This is a genomic window from Vreelandella janggokensis, from assembly GCF_031451615.1.
GTDB classification, from domain to species: domain Bacteria; phylum Pseudomonadota; class Gammaproteobacteria; order Pseudomonadales; family Halomonadaceae; genus Vreelandella; species Vreelandella janggokensis.
Genome location: NZ_JARWAJ010000009.1, coordinates 1 through 20,666, shown reverse-complemented (window position 1 = coordinate 20,666; position 20,666 = coordinate 1). Strand labels below are relative to the sequence as shown.

General features: G+C 56.2%; 22 protein-coding genes. 11 read left to right on the top strand and 11 right to left on the bottom strand.

What is annotated here, in order from left to right:
• Nucleotides 1-23 precede the first annotated feature (23 nt).
• The 4 genes from sufB to QC816_RS17845 form a co-directional block, all read right to left on the bottom strand.
• A complete protein-coding gene (gene sufB, locus QC816_RS17860) occupies nt 24-1,466 on the bottom strand; it encodes a Fe-S cluster assembly protein SufB (RefSeq protein WP_085919940.1) in 1,443 nt (480 codons plus the stop codon).
• A gap of 79 nt (nt 1,467-1,545) precedes the next feature.
• Nucleotides 1,546-2,010, bottom strand: coding sequence for an SUF system Fe-S cluster assembly regulator (locus QC816_RS17855; protein ID WP_264827034.1), 465 nt, complete (start codon nt 2,008-2,010; stop codon nt 1,546-1,548).
• 268 nt (nt 2,011-2,278) lie between these two features.
• Nucleotides 2,279-2,755, bottom strand: a complete 477-nt coding sequence (locus tag QC816_RS17850; protein ID WP_309783771.1) for a YbhB/YbcL family Raf kinase inhibitor-like protein — start codon at nt 2,753-2,755, stop codon at nt 2,279-2,281.
• Between the two features lie 91 nt (nt 2,756-2,846).
• Nucleotides 2,847-3,224 carry a thiol-disulfide oxidoreductase DCC family protein gene (locus tag QC816_RS17845; protein WP_085919920.1) on the bottom strand — a complete coding sequence of 126 codons (378 nt, stop codon included), beginning with the start codon at nt 3,222-3,224 and terminating at the stop codon, nt 2,847-2,849.
• A 78-nt stretch (nt 3,225-3,302) separates the two neighbouring features.
• Between QC816_RS17845 and QC816_RS17840 the strand changes: the two genes are divergently transcribed.
• Together QC816_RS17840 and QC816_RS17835 are read left to right on the top strand one after the other, a co-directional pair.
• Nucleotides 3,303-3,764: a flavodoxin family protein gene (locus QC816_RS17840; protein ID WP_199285106.1), complete on the top strand. Its 462-nt coding sequence runs from the start codon at nt 3,303-3,305 to the stop codon at nt 3,762-3,764.
• Between the two features lie 100 nt (nt 3,765-3,864).
• Entirely contained in the window at nt 3,865-4,953 is a 1,089-nt protein-coding gene (locus tag QC816_RS17835; protein WP_199285105.1) for a histone deacetylase family protein, read from the top strand.
• Between the two features lie 74 nt (nt 4,954-5,027).
• Here the strand turns inward: QC816_RS17835 and fadA are convergent, their stop codons facing one another.
• Nucleotides 5,028-6,206 carry an acetyl-CoA C-acyltransferase FadA gene (fadA, locus tag QC816_RS17830; RefSeq protein ID WP_264827028.1) on the bottom strand — a complete coding sequence of 393 codons (1,179 nt, stop codon included), beginning with the start codon at nt 6,204-6,206 and terminating at the stop codon, nt 5,028-5,030.
• 24 nt (nt 6,207-6,230) lie between these two features.
• Nucleotides 6,231-8,408 carry a fatty acid oxidation complex subunit alpha FadB gene (gene fadB, locus QC816_RS17825; protein WP_309783767.1) on the bottom strand — a complete coding sequence of 726 codons (2,178 nt, stop codon included), beginning with the start codon at nt 8,406-8,408 and terminating at the stop codon, nt 6,231-6,233.
• A 210-nt stretch (nt 8,409-8,618) separates the two neighbouring features.
• Here fadB and QC816_RS17820 point away from each other — a divergent pair, with 210 nt between their 5' ends.
• Together QC816_RS17820 and slyA are read left to right on the top strand one after the other, a co-directional pair.
• Nucleotides 8,619-9,773 carry a DUF5924 family protein gene (locus tag QC816_RS17820; RefSeq protein WP_199285102.1) on the top strand — a complete coding sequence of 385 codons (1,155 nt, stop codon included), beginning with the start codon at nt 8,619-8,621 and terminating at the stop codon, nt 9,771-9,773.
• Between the two features lie 73 nt (nt 9,774-9,846).
• Nucleotides 9,847-10,299 carry a transcriptional regulator SlyA gene (gene slyA, locus QC816_RS17815; protein ID WP_264827026.1) on the top strand — a complete coding sequence of 151 codons (453 nt, stop codon included), beginning with the start codon at nt 9,847-9,849 and terminating at the stop codon, nt 10,297-10,299.
• Here the strand turns inward: slyA and QC816_RS17810 are convergent.
• Nucleotides 10,279-10,812 (bottom strand): preprotein translocase subunit YajC, encoded by a 534-nt coding sequence (locus QC816_RS17810; protein ID WP_264827025.1) that lies wholly within the window; start codon nt 10,810-10,812, stop codon nt 10,279-10,281. The genes slyA and QC816_RS17810 overlap by 21 nt on opposite strands.
• A 146-nt stretch (nt 10,813-10,958) precedes the next feature.
• Here QC816_RS17810 and QC816_RS17805 point away from each other — a divergent pair, with 146 nt between their 5' ends.
• On the top strand, nt 10,959-11,411 hold the full coding sequence (locus QC816_RS17805; protein ID WP_085919928.1) for a universal stress protein: 453 nt from the start codon (nt 10,959-10,961) through the stop codon (nt 11,409-11,411).
• A 51-nt stretch (nt 11,412-11,462) separates the two neighbouring features.
• Here QC816_RS17805 and QC816_RS17800 read toward each other — a convergent pair whose 3' ends face one another.
• Nucleotides 11,463-13,379, bottom strand: coding sequence for an ATP-binding cassette domain-containing protein (locus QC816_RS17800; protein WP_199285101.1), 1,917 nt, complete (start codon nt 13,377-13,379; stop codon nt 11,463-11,465).
• A 160-nt stretch (nt 13,380-13,539) separates the two neighbouring features.
• Here QC816_RS17800 and QC816_RS17795 point away from each other — a divergent pair, with 160 nt between their 5' ends.
• Together QC816_RS17795 and QC816_RS17790 are read left to right on the top strand one after the other, a co-directional pair.
• Nucleotides 13,540-14,403 carry a TatD family hydrolase gene (locus QC816_RS17795; RefSeq protein ID WP_264827023.1) on the top strand — a complete coding sequence of 288 codons (864 nt, stop codon included), beginning with the start codon at nt 13,540-13,542 and terminating at the stop codon, nt 14,401-14,403.
• Nucleotide 14,404: 1 nt separating this feature from the next.
• A complete protein-coding gene (locus QC816_RS17790; RefSeq protein WP_085919931.1) occupies nt 14,405-14,884 on the top strand; it encodes a hypothetical protein in 480 nt (159 codons plus the stop codon).
• Here QC816_RS17790 and QC816_RS17785 read toward each other — a convergent pair.
• Nucleotides 14,881-15,426 (bottom strand): elongation factor P hydroxylase, encoded by a 546-nt coding sequence (locus tag QC816_RS17785; RefSeq protein WP_422823755.1) that lies wholly within the window; start codon nt 15,424-15,426, stop codon nt 14,881-14,883. The two genes, QC816_RS17790 and QC816_RS17785, sit on opposite strands and share 4 nt — an antisense overlap.
• A 124-nt stretch (nt 15,427-15,550) precedes the next feature.
• Here QC816_RS17785 and QC816_RS17780 point away from each other — a divergent pair, with 124 nt between their 5' ends.
• The 3 genes from QC816_RS17780 to QC816_RS17770 all read left to right on the top strand — a co-directional run bounded on the left by QC816_RS17780 (nt 15,551) and on the right by QC816_RS17770 (nt 18,784).
• On the top strand, nt 15,551-16,990 hold the full coding sequence (locus QC816_RS17780; protein WP_309783762.1) for an MATE family efflux transporter: 1,440 nt from the start codon (nt 15,551-15,553) through the stop codon (nt 16,988-16,990).
• Entirely contained in the window at nt 16,987-17,973 is a 987-nt protein-coding gene (locus QC816_RS17775; RefSeq protein ID WP_264827018.1) for a DUF3080 family protein, read from the top strand. Before QC816_RS17780 ends, QC816_RS17775 begins: the two co-directional genes overlap by 4 nt.
• Nucleotides 17,974-18,088: 115 nt before the next feature.
• The gene (locus QC816_RS17770) at nt 18,089-18,784 is read left to right on the top strand and encodes a hypothetical protein (protein ID WP_085919934.1); all 696 of its coding nucleotides are present in this window, start codon (nt 18,089-18,091) and stop codon (nt 18,782-18,784) included.
• A gap of 44 nt (nt 18,785-18,828) precedes the next feature.
• On the opposite strand, the gene tusA is transcribed toward QC816_RS17770, so the two are convergent.
• Nucleotides 18,829-19,080, bottom strand: a complete 252-nt coding sequence (tusA, locus tag QC816_RS17765; protein ID WP_199285099.1) for a sulfurtransferase TusA — start codon at nt 19,078-19,080, stop codon at nt 18,829-18,831.
• 28 nt (nt 19,081-19,108) lie between these two features.
• Between tusA and QC816_RS17760 the strand changes: the two genes are divergently transcribed.
• On the top strand, nt 19,109-19,396 hold the full coding sequence (locus tag QC816_RS17760) for an antibiotic biosynthesis monooxygenase family protein (RefSeq protein WP_066317450.1): 288 nt from the start codon (nt 19,109-19,111) through the stop codon (nt 19,394-19,396).
• A gap of 5 nt (nt 19,397-19,401) precedes the next feature.
• Here the strand turns inward: QC816_RS17760 and rlmM are convergent, their stop codons facing one another.
• On the bottom strand, nt 19,402-20,472 hold the full coding sequence (rlmM, locus tag QC816_RS17755; RefSeq protein WP_268902262.1) for a 23S rRNA (cytidine(2498)-2'-O)-methyltransferase RlmM: 1,071 nt from the start codon (nt 20,470-20,472) through the stop codon (nt 19,402-19,404).
• Nucleotides 20,473-20,666: the final 194 nt, after the last annotated feature.

Genomic DNA, 20,666 nt, shown 5'->3' with positions numbered 1-20,666 from the left:
TTGTCTGGTACCGTAGCGCGCACTTAGCCTACCGCGCCTTCCAGTGTCACGTTCAGGAGCGCCTCGGCCTCGACCGCGAACTCCATCGGCAATTCCTGGAACACATCCTTGCAGAAGCCGTTAACGATCATGCTGACCGCGTCTTCCTCGGTGATACCCCGGCTCTGACAGTAGAACAGCTGGTCTTCACCAATTTTGGACGTGGTCGCTTCGTGTTCAATTTTGGCCGTGCTGTTACCTATTTCCTGGTACGGGAAGGTATGCGCACCTGACTTGTCACCAATCAGCAGCGAGTCGCACTGGGTAAAGTTACGGGCTCCTTTGGCGCGTGGGCCGATTTTCACCAGACCGCGGTAGGACTGATCGCTCTTGCCGGCAGAGATACCCTTGGCAACGATATAGGAGCGGGTGCCCTCCCCGATGTGGATCATCTTGGTACCGGTATCGGCCTGCTGGCGCCCATTCGTCACGGCGACAGAATAGAATTCGCCGATACTGTCTTTACCGCGTAGTACGCAGGAGGGGTACTTCCAGGTGATGGCTGACCCGGTTTCCACCTGCGTCCAACTGATCCGCGAACGCGCGCCGCGGCATTCGCCACGCTTGGTCACGAAGTTGTAAATGCCGCCCTTGCCGTCTTCATCACCGGGATACCAGTTCTGGACCGTGGAATACTTGATATAGGCATCGTCCAATGCAACAAGCTCTACCACCGCCGCGTGCAGCTGGTTTTCATCGCGCATTGGCGCGGTGCAGCCTTCCAGATAGGAAACCTGAGCCCGGCTTTCACAGATGATCAGCGTACGCTCGAACTGGCCGGTGTTGGCCGCATTGATACGGAAGTAGGTCGACAGCTCCATCGGGCAGGTCACGCCTTCCGGCACGAAGACAAAGGACCCGTCGGTGAACACGGCAGAGTTCAACGCCGCAAAATAGTTGTCGTTCTGCGGCACCACGGTCCCCAGGTACTGTTTGACCAGTTCTGGATAATCGCGAATCGCCTCAGAAATCGAACAAAAGATCACCCCGGCTTCTGCCAATTGCTCCTTGAACGTCGTGGCGACCGACACCGAGTCAAACACGGCATCTACCGCAACACCGGCAAGCGCTGCCCGCTCATGCAGCGGAATGCCCAGTTTCTCGTAGGTTTCCAGTAGCTTGGGATCGACTTCGTCGAGGCTCTGGGGACGATCTTCGGGACGCTTCGGTGCACTGAAGTAGGAAATCGACTGGTAATCGATCGGCGGATAATTCAGGTGCGCCCAGGATGGCTCTTTCATTTCCTGCCATTTGTGGAACGCCTCCAGACGCCACTCCAGCATCCACTCCGGTTCGCCTTTCTTTTTAGAAATAAAGGCGATGGTGTTTTCGTCCAGGCCAGGTGGCAGGGTGTCGCTTTCGATATCAGTTACAAAGCCTTCTTTGTAATCGCGACGAACCAACTGTTCCATTTCTTCGGTTGCCATGGTCATACCCTCCGGGCAGTTGGGTGGCGAGGTTAGCTCGCCGTCAATAAGAGATAAGTGCCTGTATCGGTCATGCTGGTCATGCAGTAGCTGCCGATAGACTTATGCTTTGAATTGGTAGCTGTACGGGTAGCTTGATCGGCGTGGTATCGGCCAAATGTGCAAGCGTCACGCTTTCAAGCAGTGTGCGGATGGCAAGCGATACGCGCTGCCAGTTGTCCGCCACGCCACAGGTGGCCACGAGATCGCAGTCACCTTCTGCTTGGCTGCACTCGGTCATTGCCACTGGGCCTTCAATCGCGGAGATAATGTCTGCCGCCGTAATCTGGGAAGCAGGCCGAGCGAGCCGGTAGCCACCCTGGGCGCCACGTTGTGATTCAAGAAGTCCTGCTTTTACCAGCATTTTGAGCGTTTTGCTTACCGTCGGATGAGGCAGCTGCACCGCATCGGCCAAGTCTGCCGCCGCATGTGACGCCTGTGGCTGACGAGCAATCTGCGCCATGACCACGGCGGCATAGTCTGTCAGCCGGGAAAGCTTAAGCATGTCGACTCCCATTAGCCATTGCATTTGGCCTGTCCACTCAATTGAGGACCATTTTAGTCCTGTATAAATTTGATGTGAAGCCCTTCTGCAAATTCCTTATCAAATAGCGCAATTTCCTGACACGTTCGCCGCTGATAACATCAAAAAAGCTAATCATTATCATTCAATAAAACTATCGAGATGCTGAGCGAAAAAAACCCGCGAGTAAATTCGCGGGTTTCGTCAAAAAACGATGGGAGAATGGTGCTCCCCGGTTACTATGGCAGCATCAGTCGCGCTGATAGGTGCCGACCAGTCGATTCATACCTAGCAGGTTCGGTTCAATTTCACGCAGCAACTCGGCGAGTGTCAGGCCCTCGGGCAAGGCCGTTTGATGGTCAAGCGCCAGCACCCAAAAATAATAATAATGCGTACCATGGCCTTCTGGCGGCATGGGACCACCATATCCCTGGTTGCCGAAGTCATTGGCACCGGCGGTACCCAGCGCCGTATTTTCACTCAGCTCGTTGAGATCGCCCGGCAGGTTATACAGCACCCAATGAACAAACCCGTAGGTGCCGTCTTTAACCAGCGGCGCATCGGGATCGTGGCACACAACGGCGAACCCCTTGGTACCGTCAGGTGCGCCCTGCCAAGCCAGTGCAGGCGACACATCCTCTTGCTCGGCACTATGTTTAGCCGGAATCGCTTGATGATTCGCAAAAGCACTGCTGGTTACCTGCATTGAAGATAGAGCAAACGCCATAGCTTTCTTTCTCCTTGATCATCCAGTGAGAAGTGCCAAAAGCCTTGTCGAAAAGCGCGTCGTTGTCAATGTCATCAGGCGACAGAATGCCTTATTGGGGCGGCCAGCGGCCCTCACGCTCCAAGCGCTTCTTCACCCAGTGATCATAGTAACGACGCAGCGCCTGCTTGATACCAGGCAAACCAATCAACCATGCCACGGGATAAAATAACGGTATACGCTGCATGAGTAATCGATAGGCATCAATACCCTCAATCATGCGCCCGTCACTCAGTTCGATATGCAACGATCGCAAAGCTGCTTCCGGCGCAATCCCCTTGTCGCGCAGAAGCTGCTGATGCTCGGTCACATCGAGCCAATCAATATCTCTGGCACGCTTGCCTGCCCAGCGTTCAAAGCGCCGTCGATCCTTGCGACAGCCAGGGCAGATCGCATCGTAATACACATTGATCATGGCATTTGTGGGCATATAGGCTCTTGGAATAGGTTAACGCCTAGTGTGGCATGTCGCTGCAACGACGCAAACCTCATCCCCACAGGCTAACTCATGAAACAACTACTCATCGTTGCTCATACCCCTTCACCGAATACCCAGGCGCTCAGTGATGCTGCCTATCGCGGCGCGACGCACAGCGACCTTGAAAACGTGCGATGCGTTGTCAAGACCCCTTTCGAAGCCGGTCCTGACGATGTAGTGGCCTGCGATGGCATACTGTTAGGTACCACGGAAAACCTGGGTTACATGAGCGGTGCGCTCAAGGATTTTTTCGATCGCAGCTACTACGGGGTCATAGAGGAAAAACAGGGCCTGCCATGTGCCCTGTACATTCGTGCCGGGCTTGACGGTACAGGCACTAGACGAGCGGTTGAGAGCATCGTTTCCGGCCTGCGCTGGCGCTGGGTACAGCCGCCACTCACCCTGCAGGGCGAGTGGCAGGATGATTTTGCCACCCAGGTGGAGGAGTTGGGGCTCTATTTAGCGTTTAGCCTGGATAATGGCATTGTATAACGCCGTCAAGCCTGCCTTACTATAAGCAACCTTTTTAGCGCTTGGGGTACCAACAAGTGACACGCCTGCACTGCGCGCGCCCTAACTCAGGTATATGACCATGCATAACGTTATCGCCTTCTATGATGATCGCGTCCTTGCCCACGAACCCAATATTGATGCCGATTTTCTACCTGACCGCATTGATAAACGGATTCGACAGCTGCTGTCGGGGCTCTCTGTTCCCTGGAAATACCCGGAACACCCCGGTCGGCTAAAAGCTATTCAACAGTTACTCAACAAAGCCCCAATCGAGGGGCTTGTATTCGAAGGTGGCAAAGCTGCCACCCATGAACAGCTGGCCCGGGTGCACACGACCTCCTACCTGAGCGACATCTTCAATTTGAGAGGCAAGAATGCCTGGCTGGATGTGGATACCACCGCCGTGTCACCGGGCAGCGTGGACGCCGCCGAAGTCGCTGCCGGCACCGCCATTGCCGCCGTTGAGGCCGTCATGGAAAAACGTACCCGGAGCGCCTTTGCGCTCGTTCGCCCCCCAGGTCACCACGCCGAGCCCGTGCGCGCACGGGGCTTTTGTCTGTTCAACAATGTGGCAGTCGCGGCAGCGCATGCGCGCAGCGCTCTGGGGTGCGAAAGGGTCTTGATCGTCGATTGGGATGCTCACCACGGCAACGGCACCCAGGATATTTTCTGGGCCGAGCCCGACGTGATGTTTTTTGATATCCACCGCGCCGCGCCCTTCTATCCGGGTTCCGGCCATCTGCATGACGTCGGCGCGGGCCTTGCCGAAGGCACCACCGTCAACGTGCCGTTACCGGCGGGCGCCGGAGATGAAGCCTATCTCAAGGCGTTTCGAGACATCCTGGCGCCGGCAGCCGACTGGTTCAAACCCGATATCATTCTTGTCTCCGCCGGCTTTGACCCGCACTGGCACGACCTGGCCCTCAATGTTTCCTACGACGGGTTTGGTGCCTTGACCGGCTTTTTACAGCAGCTGGCCGAAAAACACTGCGACGGCCGCCTGGTCTTTGTGCTCGAAGGCGGCTACAACCTCGAATCGCTGGCCAACGGGACGCGCGCCGTCCTTGCCGTACTTGCCGGCCAGACAATCCCCGTCCCGGACAGCTGCGGTATTGCAGACGTTGAGGCAGCGGCCAATTTCCATCGCAGCGCCTTTCAGGCCGAATAGCCGATACCCCAAGCGCTTGCGGAAAAAAACGGCACCCCGAAGGGTGCCGTTTTACGCTCTGGCTAACGCCATGGTTATCTGAGGCGTTCAAATACCGTGGCAACCCCCTGCCCCATGCCGATACACATGGTGGCGAGACCGAGGGTGGTGTCGCGCTGCTGCATGACGTTAAGCAGCGTTGTACAGATGCGCGACCCCGAGCAGCCCAGCGGGTGCCCCAGCGCAATGGCGCCGCCGTGCAGATTGACCTTCTCGTCCATGGCATCCAGGAAACCCAGGTCTTTCAGGACGGGAATGCCCTGAGCGGCAAAGGCTTCGTTAAGCTCGACGGTCTGAATGTCGGCCGCGGAAAGCCCAGCGGCTTTCAGCGCCTTCTTGGAAGCAGGCACCGGGCCATACCCCATGATGGACGCATCACAGCCCGCCACACCAGTAGACAGTACCTTGGCAATCGGCTCGAGGCCCAGGGCCTGGGCACGCTCGTAGCTCATCACCGCCATCGCGGAAGCGCCCACCGATAGCGCCGAAGACGTGCCAGCGGTCACGGTACCATTGCGGGGGTCAAACACCGGCTTGAGGTTAGCCATTGACTCCATGCTGGCATCGGGACGGATCACTTCATCGTTCTTGACCATGACTTTGAAGCCTTGCTGGTCATGGCCTTCGACACCGATGATTTCGTTATCGAAGTAACCTTTTTCCATCGCCGCCTGGGCACGCTGGTGGGAGCGTACGCCAAACTTGTCCTGATCTTCACGGGAGACACCGTGCATTTTACCCAGTAGCTCGGCGGTCAGGCCCATCATCATAGCGGCTTTCGCGGCGTGCTTGCTGGCCGCGGGATTGACGTCAACGCCGTGGGTCATTGGCACGTGTTCCATGTGCTCGACGCCGCCGATGATGTAGAAATCCCCCATACCGGCCTTGATATTGGCCGAGGCGATATGCAGCGCGCTCATGGAAGAGCCGCACAGGCGGTTGACGGTCTGCGCCGGCACCGAGCGCGGAATGCCGGTCATGATGGCGGCGTTACGCGCAATGTTCATCGATTGTTCAAGCGTTTGGTTAACACAGCCCCAAATCACGTCGTCGACTTCTGAGGCATCCAGGTTGGCATTGCGCTGAAACAAGGCCTGCATGGCGGCCGCTGATAGATTTTCTGCCCGCACGTTACGAAACGCGCCATTCTTGGCTTTGGCCATGGCGGTACGTACGGCGTCGACCACCACGATATCTCTCGGATTCAAACTCATCATATTTCTCCTGTACGTGGTGATTTAGGCCTGACCGTCGGCGGTATAAAAGCGTTCGCCATTCTTAGCCATCTGGCGCAGCTTGTCGGTGGGCGCGTAGAGCGGTCCCAACTCATCGGCCAGGCCTTCGGCCAGCTTGACGAACTCGGCCACACCCATGGCGTCAATGTAGCGCAACGCCCCGCCGCGGAACGGCGGGAACCCGATACCATAAATAAGCGCCATATCAGCTTCGGCGGGCGTCGCGACAATACCGTCTTCCAGGCAGCGCACGGTCTCCAGGCAGAGGGGCACCATCATGCGGGCGATAATGTCCTCGTCCGAAAACTCCTTGTGCTCTTTTACCACTTCTTTGACCAAGGTGTAGGCCGCTTCATCGGTGACTTTCTTGGGCTTACCCTTTTTATCCTCTTCGTAGGCGTAGAAGCCCTTGTCATTCTTCTGACCGAGGCGCTCATTGTCGTACATGACCTGGATGGCGGTCTTGCCGTCACGGGCCATTCGATCCGGGAAGCCTTCGGCCATGACCTCGTTGGCGTGAACCGCCGTATCCATACCGACCACGTCCAGCAGATACGCAGGGCCCATCGGCCAGCCAAACTTCTCCATTACCTTGTCGACGTGCTGGAAGTCGGCGCCTTGCTCGACCAGGAAGCTGAAACCACCGAAGTACGGGAACAGCACTCGGTTGACCAGGAACCCGGGGCAGTCGTTGACCACGATCGGCGTTTTGCCCATGGCACGCGCGTAGGCGACCGTGGCGGCTACCGCGGCATCCGAGGTTTTCTCACCGCGGATTACTTCCACCAGCGGCATACGGTGCACCGGGTTGAAGAAGTGCATGCCGCAGAAGTTTTCCGGACGCTTGAGGTTCCTGGCCAGGCGGTTGATGGAAATGGTCGAGGTGTTGGAGGTAAGAATCGTATTCTCGCTGACCATACCTTCTACTTCGGTCAACACGGCGTCCTTGACCTTGGGGTTTTCGACCACGGCCTCGACCACCAGGTCGACATTGCCGAAATCGCCGTAGGAGAGCGTTGGGCGAATATTGCTCAGCTTCTCGGCCATTTGCTCGGTGGTCAGCTTGTTACGCTCGACCTGCTTGGCAAACAGCTTGCGGGCTTCCTTGAGGCCCAGCTCGATGGCGTCATCCTTGATATCTTTCATCAGGATGGGCGTGCCTTTCGAGGCGCTTTGATAGGCGATACCGCCGCCCATGATACCCGCGCCCAGCACCGCCGTCTGGTTGACCGGCTGCGCCTGTTTCTCGTACTGGCTGCCTTTTTTCTTGACCACCTGGTCGTTGAGGAACAGACCCACCAGGTTGAACGCCACGCTGCTCAGCGCCAGCTTGGCAAAGGCCTTGGCCTCGATCGCCTGAGCGCGACCACGTTCCTCACCAGCGCCCTTCTGGATTACCTTGATGGCTTCGACCGGCGCGGGATAGTGCGGCCCCGCCTTGCCTGCCACGTAACCCTTGGCGGTTTCAAACGCCATCATCTGCTCGATGGCATTGAGCTTGAGCGGGCTGGTCTTTTCGTCGCGGCGCGCTTGATAGTCGAGCTCGCCGGCATTAGCGCGGTCGAGGATATCCAGCGCGGCGCTTTCGAGCAGCTCATGGGCGACGACGGCATCGACGGCTCCCATCTTGAGCGCAGCGTCCGCACGATTTTCCGTACCGCCGGCGATCCATTCAATCGCATTGTCGGCGCCGATCAGCCGCGGCAGACGAACGCAACCACCCCAGCCCGGCAGAATGCCCAGCTTGGTTTCCGGCAGGCCAATCTTGGCCTTTACGCTCATCACACGGAAATCGGTGGTCAGCAGTACTTCGCAGCCGCCGCCCAACGCCAGCCCGTTGATCGCCGTGACCGTGGGGAAAGGTAAATCTTCAATGGCGTTGAAGATGTCATGAACCTTGAGGTTCATTTCCACCAGGTACTCTTCGCCTTTATCGAACAGGGTGTGGAACTCGGTAATATCAGCACCGACAATAAAGGCTTCTTTGGCACTGCCAATGACCAGTCCCTGCAAACCGGCTTCTGCCTGAAGGGCTTTTACCGCTTCTCCCAGCTCTGTCACCACGGCGCTGGACAGCTTGTTGACGGACTCATCTTTCAAATCGAAAGTGAGCGTTGCGATGTCATTGCCACCCTGGGTGTCACGACGCTCCACCGTGATGGCATTGCCTTGATAGATCATCCGCGCTCTCTCCACAAGTTCGGGTGGTCCCAATCAACGGGACGCACCTCGCATTTCATACGGTCGTTTGATTGCGTAAGCTTGGTTGAGTTACCCAAGAACGTCAAGCCCTGACTTTTGGCTAATTCTATAAACTTCTTCGACCAGCGCTCCCCGCCGGGCGTTCGGACTGTTAGGATCACGGCTCGTTGATCATCCGGGTTATTTTATATGGGCACGCTGCTCACACAGGCGCGCATCGCCGCTTTGCAATCATTTGTGGAACGACTCGTCGTTCGTTTAAAACCATGGAGCTGGCTGTGGCCCCCTTTAGCCTTTGCGGCTGGCCTGGGCAGTTTCTTTCTTGTGGATCGCCAGCAATGGCTGGGGGCAGCGCTGGCATTGGGGCTTTTGTTTGCCTGGCTGTTGCTTCTCTCAGAAAGCCTGGTCGGTCGCTGGCTTGCCCGTCGAGGCTATCCCACCCTACCCAAAGGCGTTGCCTCGTTCATCGCCCAGATGATCCACCAGGAAACGCTATTTTTCACACTGCCGTTTATTTTGATCACCACCGTATGGAACAGCGGCCAAAGTCTCTTCTCACTTTGCGTCGTGGCCATGGCGGTGCTGTCGATTATTGATCCTCTGTATTACAAGGTTGCTGGCCGCTGGCGCAGTGCCTACTTCATGTTCCATGCGCTGTGCGTGTTTTTGGTGGTGCTGGTCACGTTGCCGATCATGCTTCACTTAACCACCGGGCAGAGTTTGCTACTGGCCATTGCGACCATGTTGGTGGTCGCAATACCCAGCTTTTGGCATCTGCTGAGGCAACGCTCATTCAGCGGCTGGTTTCCGTTACTCGCCATGATGTTAATAGTGGCGGGCCTGGCCTGGTTCGGGCGCGCCTGGGTGCCACCAGCCAGCTTATGGATGACCGGCACGGCGTTGTCACCGGCCCTCAATATTCAGCAACGAGAACCCCGCGGCTCCATTGCCTTGACCCCCCAGGCGGTTAAGCAAAACGGTCTTTATGTGTATACCGCCATTCGTGCCCCACGGGGGTTGAGTGAAACGATTTCCCATGTATGGCATCAAAATGGTGAACAGCTGGACGTCGTCGACCTGGATATCAATGGCGGGCGGGAAGAAGGTTACCGAGCCTGGAGCCACAAGCTGAACTTCCCCGAGAATCCATCTGGCCGCTGGCGGGTGGATATCATGACAGACAGCGGCCAGCGGTTAGGCCTGATCCGGTTTACCGTCAGCGAAGATACCGAAAAGGCGACGATGGCAGATAGTGACATTCGGCCGGCGGGTTTGAGCAGGTTGAATCTTCAGCGCTTTATCCCTGGTCGTGATCGAGACGTTGACCAAACCGACGCAGAGTAGTGATCGTGTCTTGCATTCATCGCTCGAGATTATGACAATCCGTCTATTCATTTTGACTGGTAACTAGCAGATCATGGCATCATCAATTGGTTTTCGCATTGCTCGCCTGCCCCATCTATGGCGTTCCATACTGGATCGCCGCCTGGCGCCGCTTGGCCTCACACAGACGCGTTGGGTGACGCTTTATCATCTGTGGCGCCTGGGCGACGGCCAGCCGCAATGTGACTTGGCACGGGCCATAGGTGTCGAGGCTCCCTCCTTGGTTCGGACACTCAGTCAGCTCGAAGCCCAGGGCCTGGTGGAGCGGCGCGCTTGCGATAGCGACCGTCGCAGCAAACGTATCCACCTGACAGATGCGGCCATGCCACTGCTTGAACAGATTGACAATGTGGCAAAGGAAGCCCGCAAAGAAATGTTCGAAGGTCTCTCGGAGGAGGATCTGGAACAACTGGGTGAATGGCTGGAACGCATTGAGCAAAACGGACTGGCCATTCAGGCGCGCGATCTACAGGAAGCGGCTTCCTGACGAGGGTGGTTCTTGAGGAAGGCTATCTGCCTGGCCCGACATTTGATCGCGTAGCTGATTAAAATCATCCAGATAGGTATCAAAGCGCGAGGCATTCTGCGATTCCCACCACCACAGCGTCAGTGAATTGGGCGTTGACTCAAGCACCAGCGCATCCAGTGGCAGGCGTTCCAGCAGCGCTTTAAGTGGCGCTTCAGCAGCGCCGGGAATGGGCCTTAGTGGTGCTATGCGCCAGCGCCACCCTGCATGGTAGGGCTCGAGTTCCTGGCTGGCGTGCTGGTCGCGGACGAGCACGAAATCAGGCCCGGGTTGCTGCTGGGGGTAGTACCAGCGGTAAGCAGGCATGGTGCCTCTGAACCCATGAAGCGGTGGCTTTTGCTGCTTGATCGTTACCCCTTTTCGGCTGGCGTGCAGGCGCATGGCCATGGTTCTCTTTTGTCGTGGGCTCGGTTTTAGCCACATCACCGGCGCCAAGACAAACAGCATGATAAACACAATAATCAACCATTCCATTTCTACATTTCCTTCAAACTGAGCCACACTTGAATGGAGAGTGCATAAAAACCATGATCCAGGTCGTTGTTAAGATGAGGCACGCCACTTAAAGTAGAGAGCATTAGATACAGAAGACTGCTTGTTACTCACTGAGGAGATAGGCCATGAGCTATCACCATATTCTGGTTGCCGTCGACTTGACCAAAGACTCTAAGAAAATTCTGGATCGGGCCATCGCGATTGCCGAGCGTAATGACCGCGCCAAAATTTCTATCATGCACACGCTTGAACCCCTGGGATTTGCTTACGGCGGCGATATCCCGATGGATTTGACCAGCATTCAGGACCAGCTTGACGATCACGCCAAGAAACGCCTGGCCGACATAGCGGCTCCCCACATTGCCGAGGCAGATCAACACGTGGTGGTCGGTATGCCGGATACTGAAATCCATCGCTTTGCTGAAGAGCACGGCGTTGACTTGATTGTCGTCGGCTCTCACGGACGCCATGGGTTTGCCCTGTTGCTTGGCTCCACCTCTACCGGCGTACTGCACGGCGCACAGTGCGACGTACTGGCGGTTCGCGTAGGTAAAAAAGGTGAAGAAAGCGACGAATAATGCCTTATGCGTTTGAAGGTGCCGGTGATGCCGGCACCTTCAGCAGGCTGATTATTCACCGTTGGCCATCGCTTCCAGTGACATCCAGCGTTCCATGGCCGCATCTAGCGCTTGCTGCGTCTGCTCTAACGCCTGCAGCTTGGTCGTCACGTCGCTAGCGTCCTGCTGGTAGAATGCCGGGTCGGCGGCTTCCTGTTCCAGTGCTTCCACATCGTTCTCCAACCGCTCTATCTCGGCAGGTAACGCATCAAGTTCACGCTGTAGCTTATAGGAAAGCTTGACTGGCTTTTGCGCCGGAGCAGCGGTTGCGCTGTGCTTTTCTTTAGCCGCCGTTGCAGTCGGTTCGGTGTTCTGCCTTGCCGCCCCTTCCCAGGGAGCAGGTGGCAATTTGCCGCCCTGCCGAATCCAGTCGGTATAGCCGCCGACGTATTCGCGAACCACGCCCTCACCTTCGAACGCCAGCATACTGGTGACCACGTTATCCATAAAGGTCCGGTCATGGGACACCAACAGCAGTGTTCCTTCGAAATTCAGCAGCAGCTCTTCAAGCAGCTCCAGGGTTTCCATATCCAGGTCGTTGGTTGGCTCATCGAGCACCAGCACATTGGCCGGCTGGGTGAACAGCTTGGCCAGCAACAGCCGATTTGACTCACCACCCGAGAGTGCTTTTACCGGCTGACGTACGCGGTCAGGCGTGAACAGGAAATCCTGGAGATAGCTCATGACATGGCGGTCTTTGCCACCGACACTGACCCGATCACTCCCTTGCGCCACGTTATCGTAGACCGTTTTCTCCAGCTCAAGTCCTGCGCGAAGCTGGTCAAAGTAAGCCACCTTAAGGTTGGTGCCCAACTGAACAGTACCTTCTGTGGGCTCAATCTCGCCTAACAATATCTTGAGCAGCGTTGTTTTGCCGGCCCCGTTACGCCCCAGAAAGCCAATTCGATCGCCGCGCATCACCTCAAGGTTCAAGTCGCGGATGATGGTGTCATCGCCGAACCGCTGACTGACGCCTTTCAGCTTGACGACGCGCTTGCCGGTCCTTTCTCCGCTATCCACCGACAGATTGGCCGTTCCCTGACGCTCACGGCGCTGACTGCGCTCGCTGCGCATCGCCTCAAGCGCCCTGACCCGGCCTTCGTTACGCGTCCGGCGTGCCTTGATGCCCTGACGAATCCAGACTTCTTCCTGCGCCAGCTTTTTATCGAACTCGGCGTTTTCCCGCGCTTCGACCTCCAGTTCGTGCTGTTTACGCGCCTGGTACTCAGCATAGTCACCGGGATAGCGCCCAAGCTTGCCACGATCCAATTCCAGAATATGGGTCGCCAGCTTGGAGAGGAATGCCCGGTCGTGGGTAATCAGCAACACCGCGCCGTTAAACGCTAGCAACTGCTCTTCCAGCCAGGCGATGGTGTCCAGATCCAGGTGGTTGGTCGGCTCGTCAAGCAGCAGCAGGTCAGGCTGGGCAACCAACGCCCGGGCCAATGCGACGCGGCGCCGCCAGCCACCGGAAAGTGCGCTCATCTCGGCTTCCGGAGGCAGCCCCAAGCGCGTCAGCACCACGTCAATCTGCTGATGGAACGACCAGCCATCAATCGCTTCCAGGCGGGTTTGCAAGGTGGCCATGCGGTTCATGTCGGGATCAGGGTCATTGATCAAATGCTGGTATTCTGACAGTAACTCTCCGGCCTCTGGCAGCCCTTGCGCCACCATGTCAAAAATCGTCATGCCGGAAGAGTCGGGCAGTTCCTGGGCCAACACGCCAATCTTCAAGCCAGGTGCCCGCCAGATTGAGCCGTCATCGGCCTGGATATCGCCGGCGACCAATTTCAGCAAGGTAGACTTACCGGTGCCATTGCGACCGACTAGCGCCAGCCGCTCGCCTCTCTCAACCGTGAGATCGGCGCGGTCGAGAAGTACCTGGGTGCCGTAGGCAAGTTGCAGCTGTTCAAGTCGTAACAGGGTCACGCAGTGTCCTCCTTCATTATGAGGCGCACAGTGTAACGCATGCGCGGACTGGGCGGACAACGTTAATAAGGCACAAATTCCTTATGCCTCGAACCACCGATAGCCGTCAGCTGACGCGTGGCGTTACAATGGTCCATTTACGACTTAAGGGGAGTACCGCTTGGGAACCGCTTATATCGATGATTTTTTACCCGACGCACTGCAGTTCCGTCCGAGCGCGCCGCTGGTTGATATCGGGGCCAACCTGACCCATGAAAGCTTTGGGCGGGACCTGGAAGCCGTCATTCAACGGGCGCAGGCAGCCCAGGTAACCACAATGATCGTTACCGGCACCGACATTGAGCACGCCGAGCAGGCTGTTTCTCTCGCGCAGCGTTTTCCAGGCCTCTACGCCACCGCCGGGATACACCCCCACGATGCAAGCCAGTGGAATAACGCGATAGCGGGTGAAATGGCCAGGCTGCATGCAAGGCCGGAAGTTGTTGCCGTGGGTGAATGCGGGCTTGATTTCAATCGCAATTTCTCGACGCCCCGTGAACAGGAGCATGCGTTTGAAGCACAGCTTGCTCTGGCGGCTGAGAGCGGTTTACCGCTGTTTCTGCATGAGCGGGACGCCGGCCACCGAATGCGCGAGATGCTGCATGCCTGGCGTGATGAAATCAGCCAGGCCGTGGTGCATTGTTTTACCGCCGACCGCGATACGCTATTTGGCTATCTCGATCTAGACTTGCATATAGGCCTGACGGGCTGGATTTGTGACGAGCGGCGCGGCCATCATCTACGCCCCTTGGTGGGTGAGATACCACTTGACCGGCTGATGGTGGAAACCGATTGCCCCTATTTGCTGCCGCGTAACCTGCCGGCAAAACTTAAAGGGCGCCGCCACGAACCTGCCCTGCTGCCATGGATTGTCAGGGAAATTGCCGAGTCCCGAGGCATCAGCGAGGCTGACATGGGGGCTGCCACCACACAGACCGCCCAACGTTTTTTCCGCCTTCCCACGGAATCTTTAAAGGAGTACTAGCGTGGCCGATTATCCAGGGTTTATTGCCATTGAGACCGGTGAAGATGATGGCCTCCCCCTAGCCATTGCCTGGTCGCTAACCGATGGTCGAGTTAAACAGACATTGATTCACCCGGACGATAGCTGGATCAAGGAAGATACCAATGCCATGGGTGCCTACAGCATCGAAGAGCTGGAGAGCCTGGGGGTCAGCCCCCTTGAAGTGATCCGTGAGCTTGAGAACGACCACTTTTCCACGACGCTATATACCAGCGATAACGGCGATGACGAAGCCGCTCTGGCACGCCTCTTCGACACCTATGGACTGGACCCTTTTGTGGAGCTGGCGCCGGCATCGGCTCTCTATCCTTCCATTACGCCTGGCGAATGGCACCGCCAGCGCCGAGAAACGTTCAGCGAACTGGGGCTGGAACCCATGCGGCCCGAGCATGAATTGGAGGTCATGCTGTCTTTGCATCAGAGGCTGACCGAGGACGATTAAGCGCTCGCCATTGAGTCCGCTTGGTCCAGCACGGCATGTCCATGGGCCACGGCCTCGGTTAACGTACCCTGGTGGCGATAATAACGCGCCAACGCACAAGCAAAGGCGTTGGCGCGCACTGGCAGGCCTTCTTCCTTGTAGCGTGCGGCACGCTGGGACACTTTTTCGGCAAATGCCTCACGGTCAACCGCGGCATCACCACCCAGGTTATCGACGCTGACATGAAATTCACGTCTACACGCCTCGGCAAACAGCGACTCCAGCGCTTGTGGGGCTACCTCAGACTGCTCAAACGCCCGCTGTTGTTCAGCGTCCCGGCCATCAGGCAAATACCAGTAACCATAGTCTTCTTTTTGTCGCCGCTCGGCGCCTGCAATACACCAATGACTGATTTCGTGTAACGCACTGGCAAAAAAACCATGAGCAAAAATAATTTGATGATAAGGCGTCTTGTCATCGGCCGGTCGATAAAGGGGCTCCTCGTCACCTTTTACCAAGCGGGTTTGGTAACGTTCGAAAAAGACGCCATCAAATAATGCCATCACGTCGTCGAGCGTCCATTGCGGTTGGGTGTTACTCACATTAGCCTCATCTGCAGCATAATTTTGCTCAGTATACCTGCTAATCTAGCGAGCTTTGAGGGCCGCTTTGCTCAGGAGTTAACCCGTGGGTCGTGTGTTGGAAAAATTCAGTCCGGTCGACTGGCTTGAAACGCGCCAACTTGTTCGTCTGGCCCTTCCCATCTGTGGCGCTCAGTTGGCCCAGGCGGGGATGAGCGTGGTCGATGTCATCATGACAGGTCGCCATGATGCCACTGCGCTGGCTGCTGTCTCGGTGGGGTCCAGTCTGTGGATGCCGTTAATGCTGTTCATGACCGGCACACTCATGGGGCTTACGCCCATCGTCGCGCACCTGCTGGGCGGACAGCGCCACAACGCTATTCGCCCAGCGGTGCACCAGGGACTTTGGGTTGCCATCGTACTGGGGCTTTTGGCGGCAATGCTGCTTTGGGTAAGCGTACTGCCCATTTTCGAGTTGATGGAAGTGCCGACGCAGGTGGCACACTCCTCCGCTGCGTATCTTGCCGCCGTCGCCTTTGGCATGCCGGGCATCGCCCTTTTCCAGGCGCTCAGGGCTTTTTCGGATGGCATGAACCATACCCGGCCTGCCCTATGGATCAGCCTGGTTGGCTTAGCTGTCAACATACCTGCCAACTATCTACTGATTAACGGTGGCGACGGCTTGGTCAGCCTGCTAGGGCCATGGTTACCTGATACAGTACAGCAACTGCCTGCCCTGGGCGCGCTGGGATGCGGTATCGCCACCGCGCTGTCCATGTGGACCATGGCGATCGCGATGAGCCTTTACACCCACTACACCGATCACTATCACGGCATCTCATTGTGGCAGCGCTTATCGCTTCCCAATAGGCATGGCATCCAGGAACTGCTGGTGGTCGGTGTCCCTATTGGCGTGGCCATTTTCGTCGAAGTTACCCTTTTCACGCTAATTGCATTATTTATCGCCAGCTTTGGCGAAGTCACCGTCGGCGCTCACCAGATCGCTCTTAGTTACACCACCATTCTGTTTATGCTCCCCATGTCGCTCAGCATGGCGCTAACCGTCCGTGTCGGTAATACGCTAGGCAAACAACGCATGTCGCATGCCCGCCGTGTGGCCTGGAACGGTATTATTATCAGCGTCATTGTCGCCGCATTAAATAGCCTGTTGCTATGGATAACGGCCGCTCCTGTCATTGCACTCTACACGTCCAATCAAGCCATACAGACACTGGCGCTCTCGATTATTGCCCTGGCGGCTATTTTCCAGCTCTCCGATTCGCTTCAGGTGAATCTGGCGGGCGCCCTTAGAGGTTATAAAGATACGCGGATCGTCATGGCCATTACGGTATTGTCATATTGGCTGGTGGGCCTTGGCGGGGGTCACTGGCTGGGCACACGAGGACTCGGCAATGTCCTTGGCCCGCTGGGTGTGCATGGCTACTGGATCGGCTTGATTGCGGGCTTGAGCACCGCTGCCTTCCTTCTGGCTTGGCGGCTGCACGTTATAAGCCGACGCACCTCTGCTATCAAGGAGTCAGCATGAAACGCTTTAACTGTATATGGGTGTTGCCCTTGACGCTGCTCGGCTGCACAGACCCACATCAAGCCGAGGCGCCTTGGGAGGCTTACCACCAGCAGCTTGAAAGCGCACTGGCAGACGGGCCTGTGGAGACGCGCTCACCACCTAATATCGGTGCATTTCCGGCTCGTGAAGCACGCCTGTTCGACATCGACGAAACCCGCGACTCATTGCTCAACGTCTATGCCTTACGCGAATGCGAGATCACATCCCTGGTAGCCGCCCGCAATAATCAACTGGGCAAAGTCGCTCCCCCCAGCCAGCAATGGCTTTATGAACGAACGCTGTGGCAACGTTTAACATTATGCTGGACAAGCGATGTTCCTGAAACGCTGAGCTCAGAAAACCGTGAACGACTGAACAAGCTGGTGGGTACCAAAACAGCGCAACTTCCCTATGTCAGTTGGAATGCCATTTTTGACTCTGACGAATGGACCGACAGTTTTGCGCGGGCCAGTCATCCTCTGAAGATCGACGCCATACCGTCAATTGAGCCCCAGCTTGAAGCCGTACACTACTTGCAGCAAATGGTGGAGCATCAATTCAGTCTCGCTTGGCAGCAGGACTCATCAAGACTGGAGGAACAGCTTAATACGCTACGGGCGCGCCCATTGACCGCCGAGATGTTGCGCACGCTCATGCTGGCCTCTCAACGGCTTGAAGACGCTAGCGAATACCTGAATGAGCATGCCATGCCAGACGAAACCTGCCTCCCCCGATGGAACAAGCAACGTTTGACTGCACTGTCTGACGCTGCCCAACAATGGTTAATCGCGGTCAATGGCTTAATTAATCAATACCCCATCGTGGTGCCTGAAGCAATACAGGCTTACCAGTCCAGATGGTTATCACTGCAGGCGCCCGATGCGCCCTGGCAACGCTATCAGGCCGCTATAAAATCCCATGAACGCGCCAGGGCTCAATTTTCTAATTGCACGCCTAATTAAAACGTCGTTTACCCTTAACCTTCAGGCCAACCTGTGCTATTGGTGATGTATGCGGCGAACAGATGCACGTCTGGTTTGCTAATGTCGTGGCCACGCAGTACGAAGGAGGGACTCTATGGGCGCACCCCTGTCACCCCGCTCTGCCCAGGTCATCGACCTGGATTCTGTACGTCAGCGTCAACTGGCGCAAAAGACCCTTGTGCGTCTAGCGCCAGAGCTGGATGGGTTGGAAATGGTATATCAGTTGGCGTCGGATCCGGACAGCTATTATGGGATGCCCCTGCTTGCCTGGGGTCTCAGGGAAGACGGCAATGTCGTCGGTTTAGTCCCGTGGATGGAACAGCTAACCGATTGCCATGAACTTCATCGCCATGAAGATGGCCGATTTATCGGCTATCGCGACCCTGAAACGGAAGAAATCTTCACCTCCCCGCCAGACCACAAAGCCGATGAGCTTGCCTCCGCCGCGGAGTATTTCGAATACGAACCCTCGGGTGATATCACTCTTATCCAGCAATTGCCCGATACGTTAGGCACCCATGCGTTATGCATGAACCAGCCCAATAGCCCATGGCATATGAAGCCCGTCTACGGCTGGCGCCTTTATAGCGACGGTAGCGTTGATGCACTGCTTGCTGATGAAGATAGGGCAAAAATGACACCCATCTTGCTGGGGGATGACTGTCTTTACAGCGCAAAGTCGATGCATCAAAGTGTCTACTTTTTTCAGCGCCATATTGCCAATCGTATTCTGGAAGAAGACCCCGCTACCCTTGACGCACTGGCCATGGTCGTTTTGCCACAGAAATAAGGGGCTCACGGGTTATCAAACTAACCCGTGCGGCCAGACATCGGCTATGCCAAGCGTATAAAGTACCAATATTGGTCAGAATCTGAAGTTTGCTGCAATAGCTCATGGCCTAGAAATTGACAGAACTTGGGCACATCGCGGGTAGTTGCTGGATCTGTTGCAATGACCTTCAATACATCGCCAGAGGCCATGTCGCGGACTTTATTGTGCATCAGCATAATCGGCTCAGGGCAATAAAGGCCACTGGTATCCAGTAGCGCATCGTGATGTGGCACATCCTTTATAATCTCAGACATTGATACCCTCGGAGTTGAGACTTAATCCATGATCAAAATCATCATTGAACGGCGTATTATGCCCGGCCTTGAAGAAGAGTATGAACAAGCCGCCCGCGAGGCCATGCGGGCTTCATTGGGCGCTCGCGGCTTTGTCGGCGGCGAAAGTCTTGTTGAACTTGGCCACACGGACCGTCGTTTAATGATTACCAAATGGCGCGACCTGCGTGCCTGGAATGAATGGCACCACAGTGAAGCGCGAGCCAACGCGATGCAGCAAATTCTACCGCTTCTGACAGAAGATGAAACAATTCGAATTTATGAAGCCAGTTACTAATGACGTCAATGCTTCAGTCTTACGTGCACTGTCACTTCTTCACGGTCATGGTAGAGATGACGACACGCAATATCTGCCGAAACGCTTGCCTGGGATAATGAGTTTTCTAACATCGCCAGGCAACGTGATACCTCTTCCCAGCGCTTCTTCATTGGCAGCTTGAGGTTAAAAATGGCTTCGCGGCACCATTTTCGCGTTAACCATCGCTCTACCATTGCCAAGACACGTACCGGTTTATCAACAATATCGCATACCAGCCAGTCCAGACGCTGCGGGGGCTCCCAGGTAAAACCATCTTCCTTTAGGTGATCAATTTGCCCTGTCGCCATTAACTGCTTATCCATGGGCCCATTATCAATAGCATAAACGTACATACCTCGTTGAACGAGCTGCCATGTCCACCCCCCTGGCGCCGCGCCCAAATCAGCCGCCTGCATATGATCCGCCAGACGCGCATCCCATTCCTCACGGGGTATGAACTCATGCCACGCCTCTTCCAGTTTTAGCGTGGAACGGCTGGGCGCACGTGAAGGTGAGCGGAGACGACGAATACCATTGATCAGCTCGCTTCTGTTGCCGGGAAAGCTCATCCCCAGCTGTACACGATCACCCTCCGTCCAGAAGATATGCAGCCGACGCCCACCGGCTTTCCGCCTTAACGCCCCCCGTTTTTTCAACATGCTTTCCAGCGGCCTGGTCAGCGCCTTGATCAGCCCCGCCAGCGCTTTACCATCGTTGGTATCCGGCGTTTCGTGCCAGATCTCTTCAAAACTCCAGCGGCTGGCTTTTATCTGTTCCAAGACCGGCGTCAAACGGTCATCACGGGATAGCGCCAGTGCCGGTAGAGCCGCCAGGCTCTGCCGCGCGAAAATCAGCCTGTTAAACGCGGCCTGGCGATGCAGGTCGTTGATCGGCTCACCATCGGAACGGGTTAAACTTACCCATCCTTCACCATAGGACGGTACACAGTTAACCTCATTTAAGGCGGCGTGATGCTGCAGTTCTGACAGTGCATCATGCTCGAATCCAGGACGGCAATAGACTAACCATGACGTAGGTACCGTTTCACTCACCACTTCACCTCAAATTTACCCATCACAAACGGTATCAGCCGCTGGTTGATTTCATCGACGCGCATCATAGCACTTATAAGACTCGATTTATTTTGTTTGCCCCATAACAAAAACCCCCGAGCACGATGTGCTCGGGGGTTTCTGCGGGATAGGTGCCTGACGATGATCAGGGCGGCTCTCCGCTACTTTACTCGTCT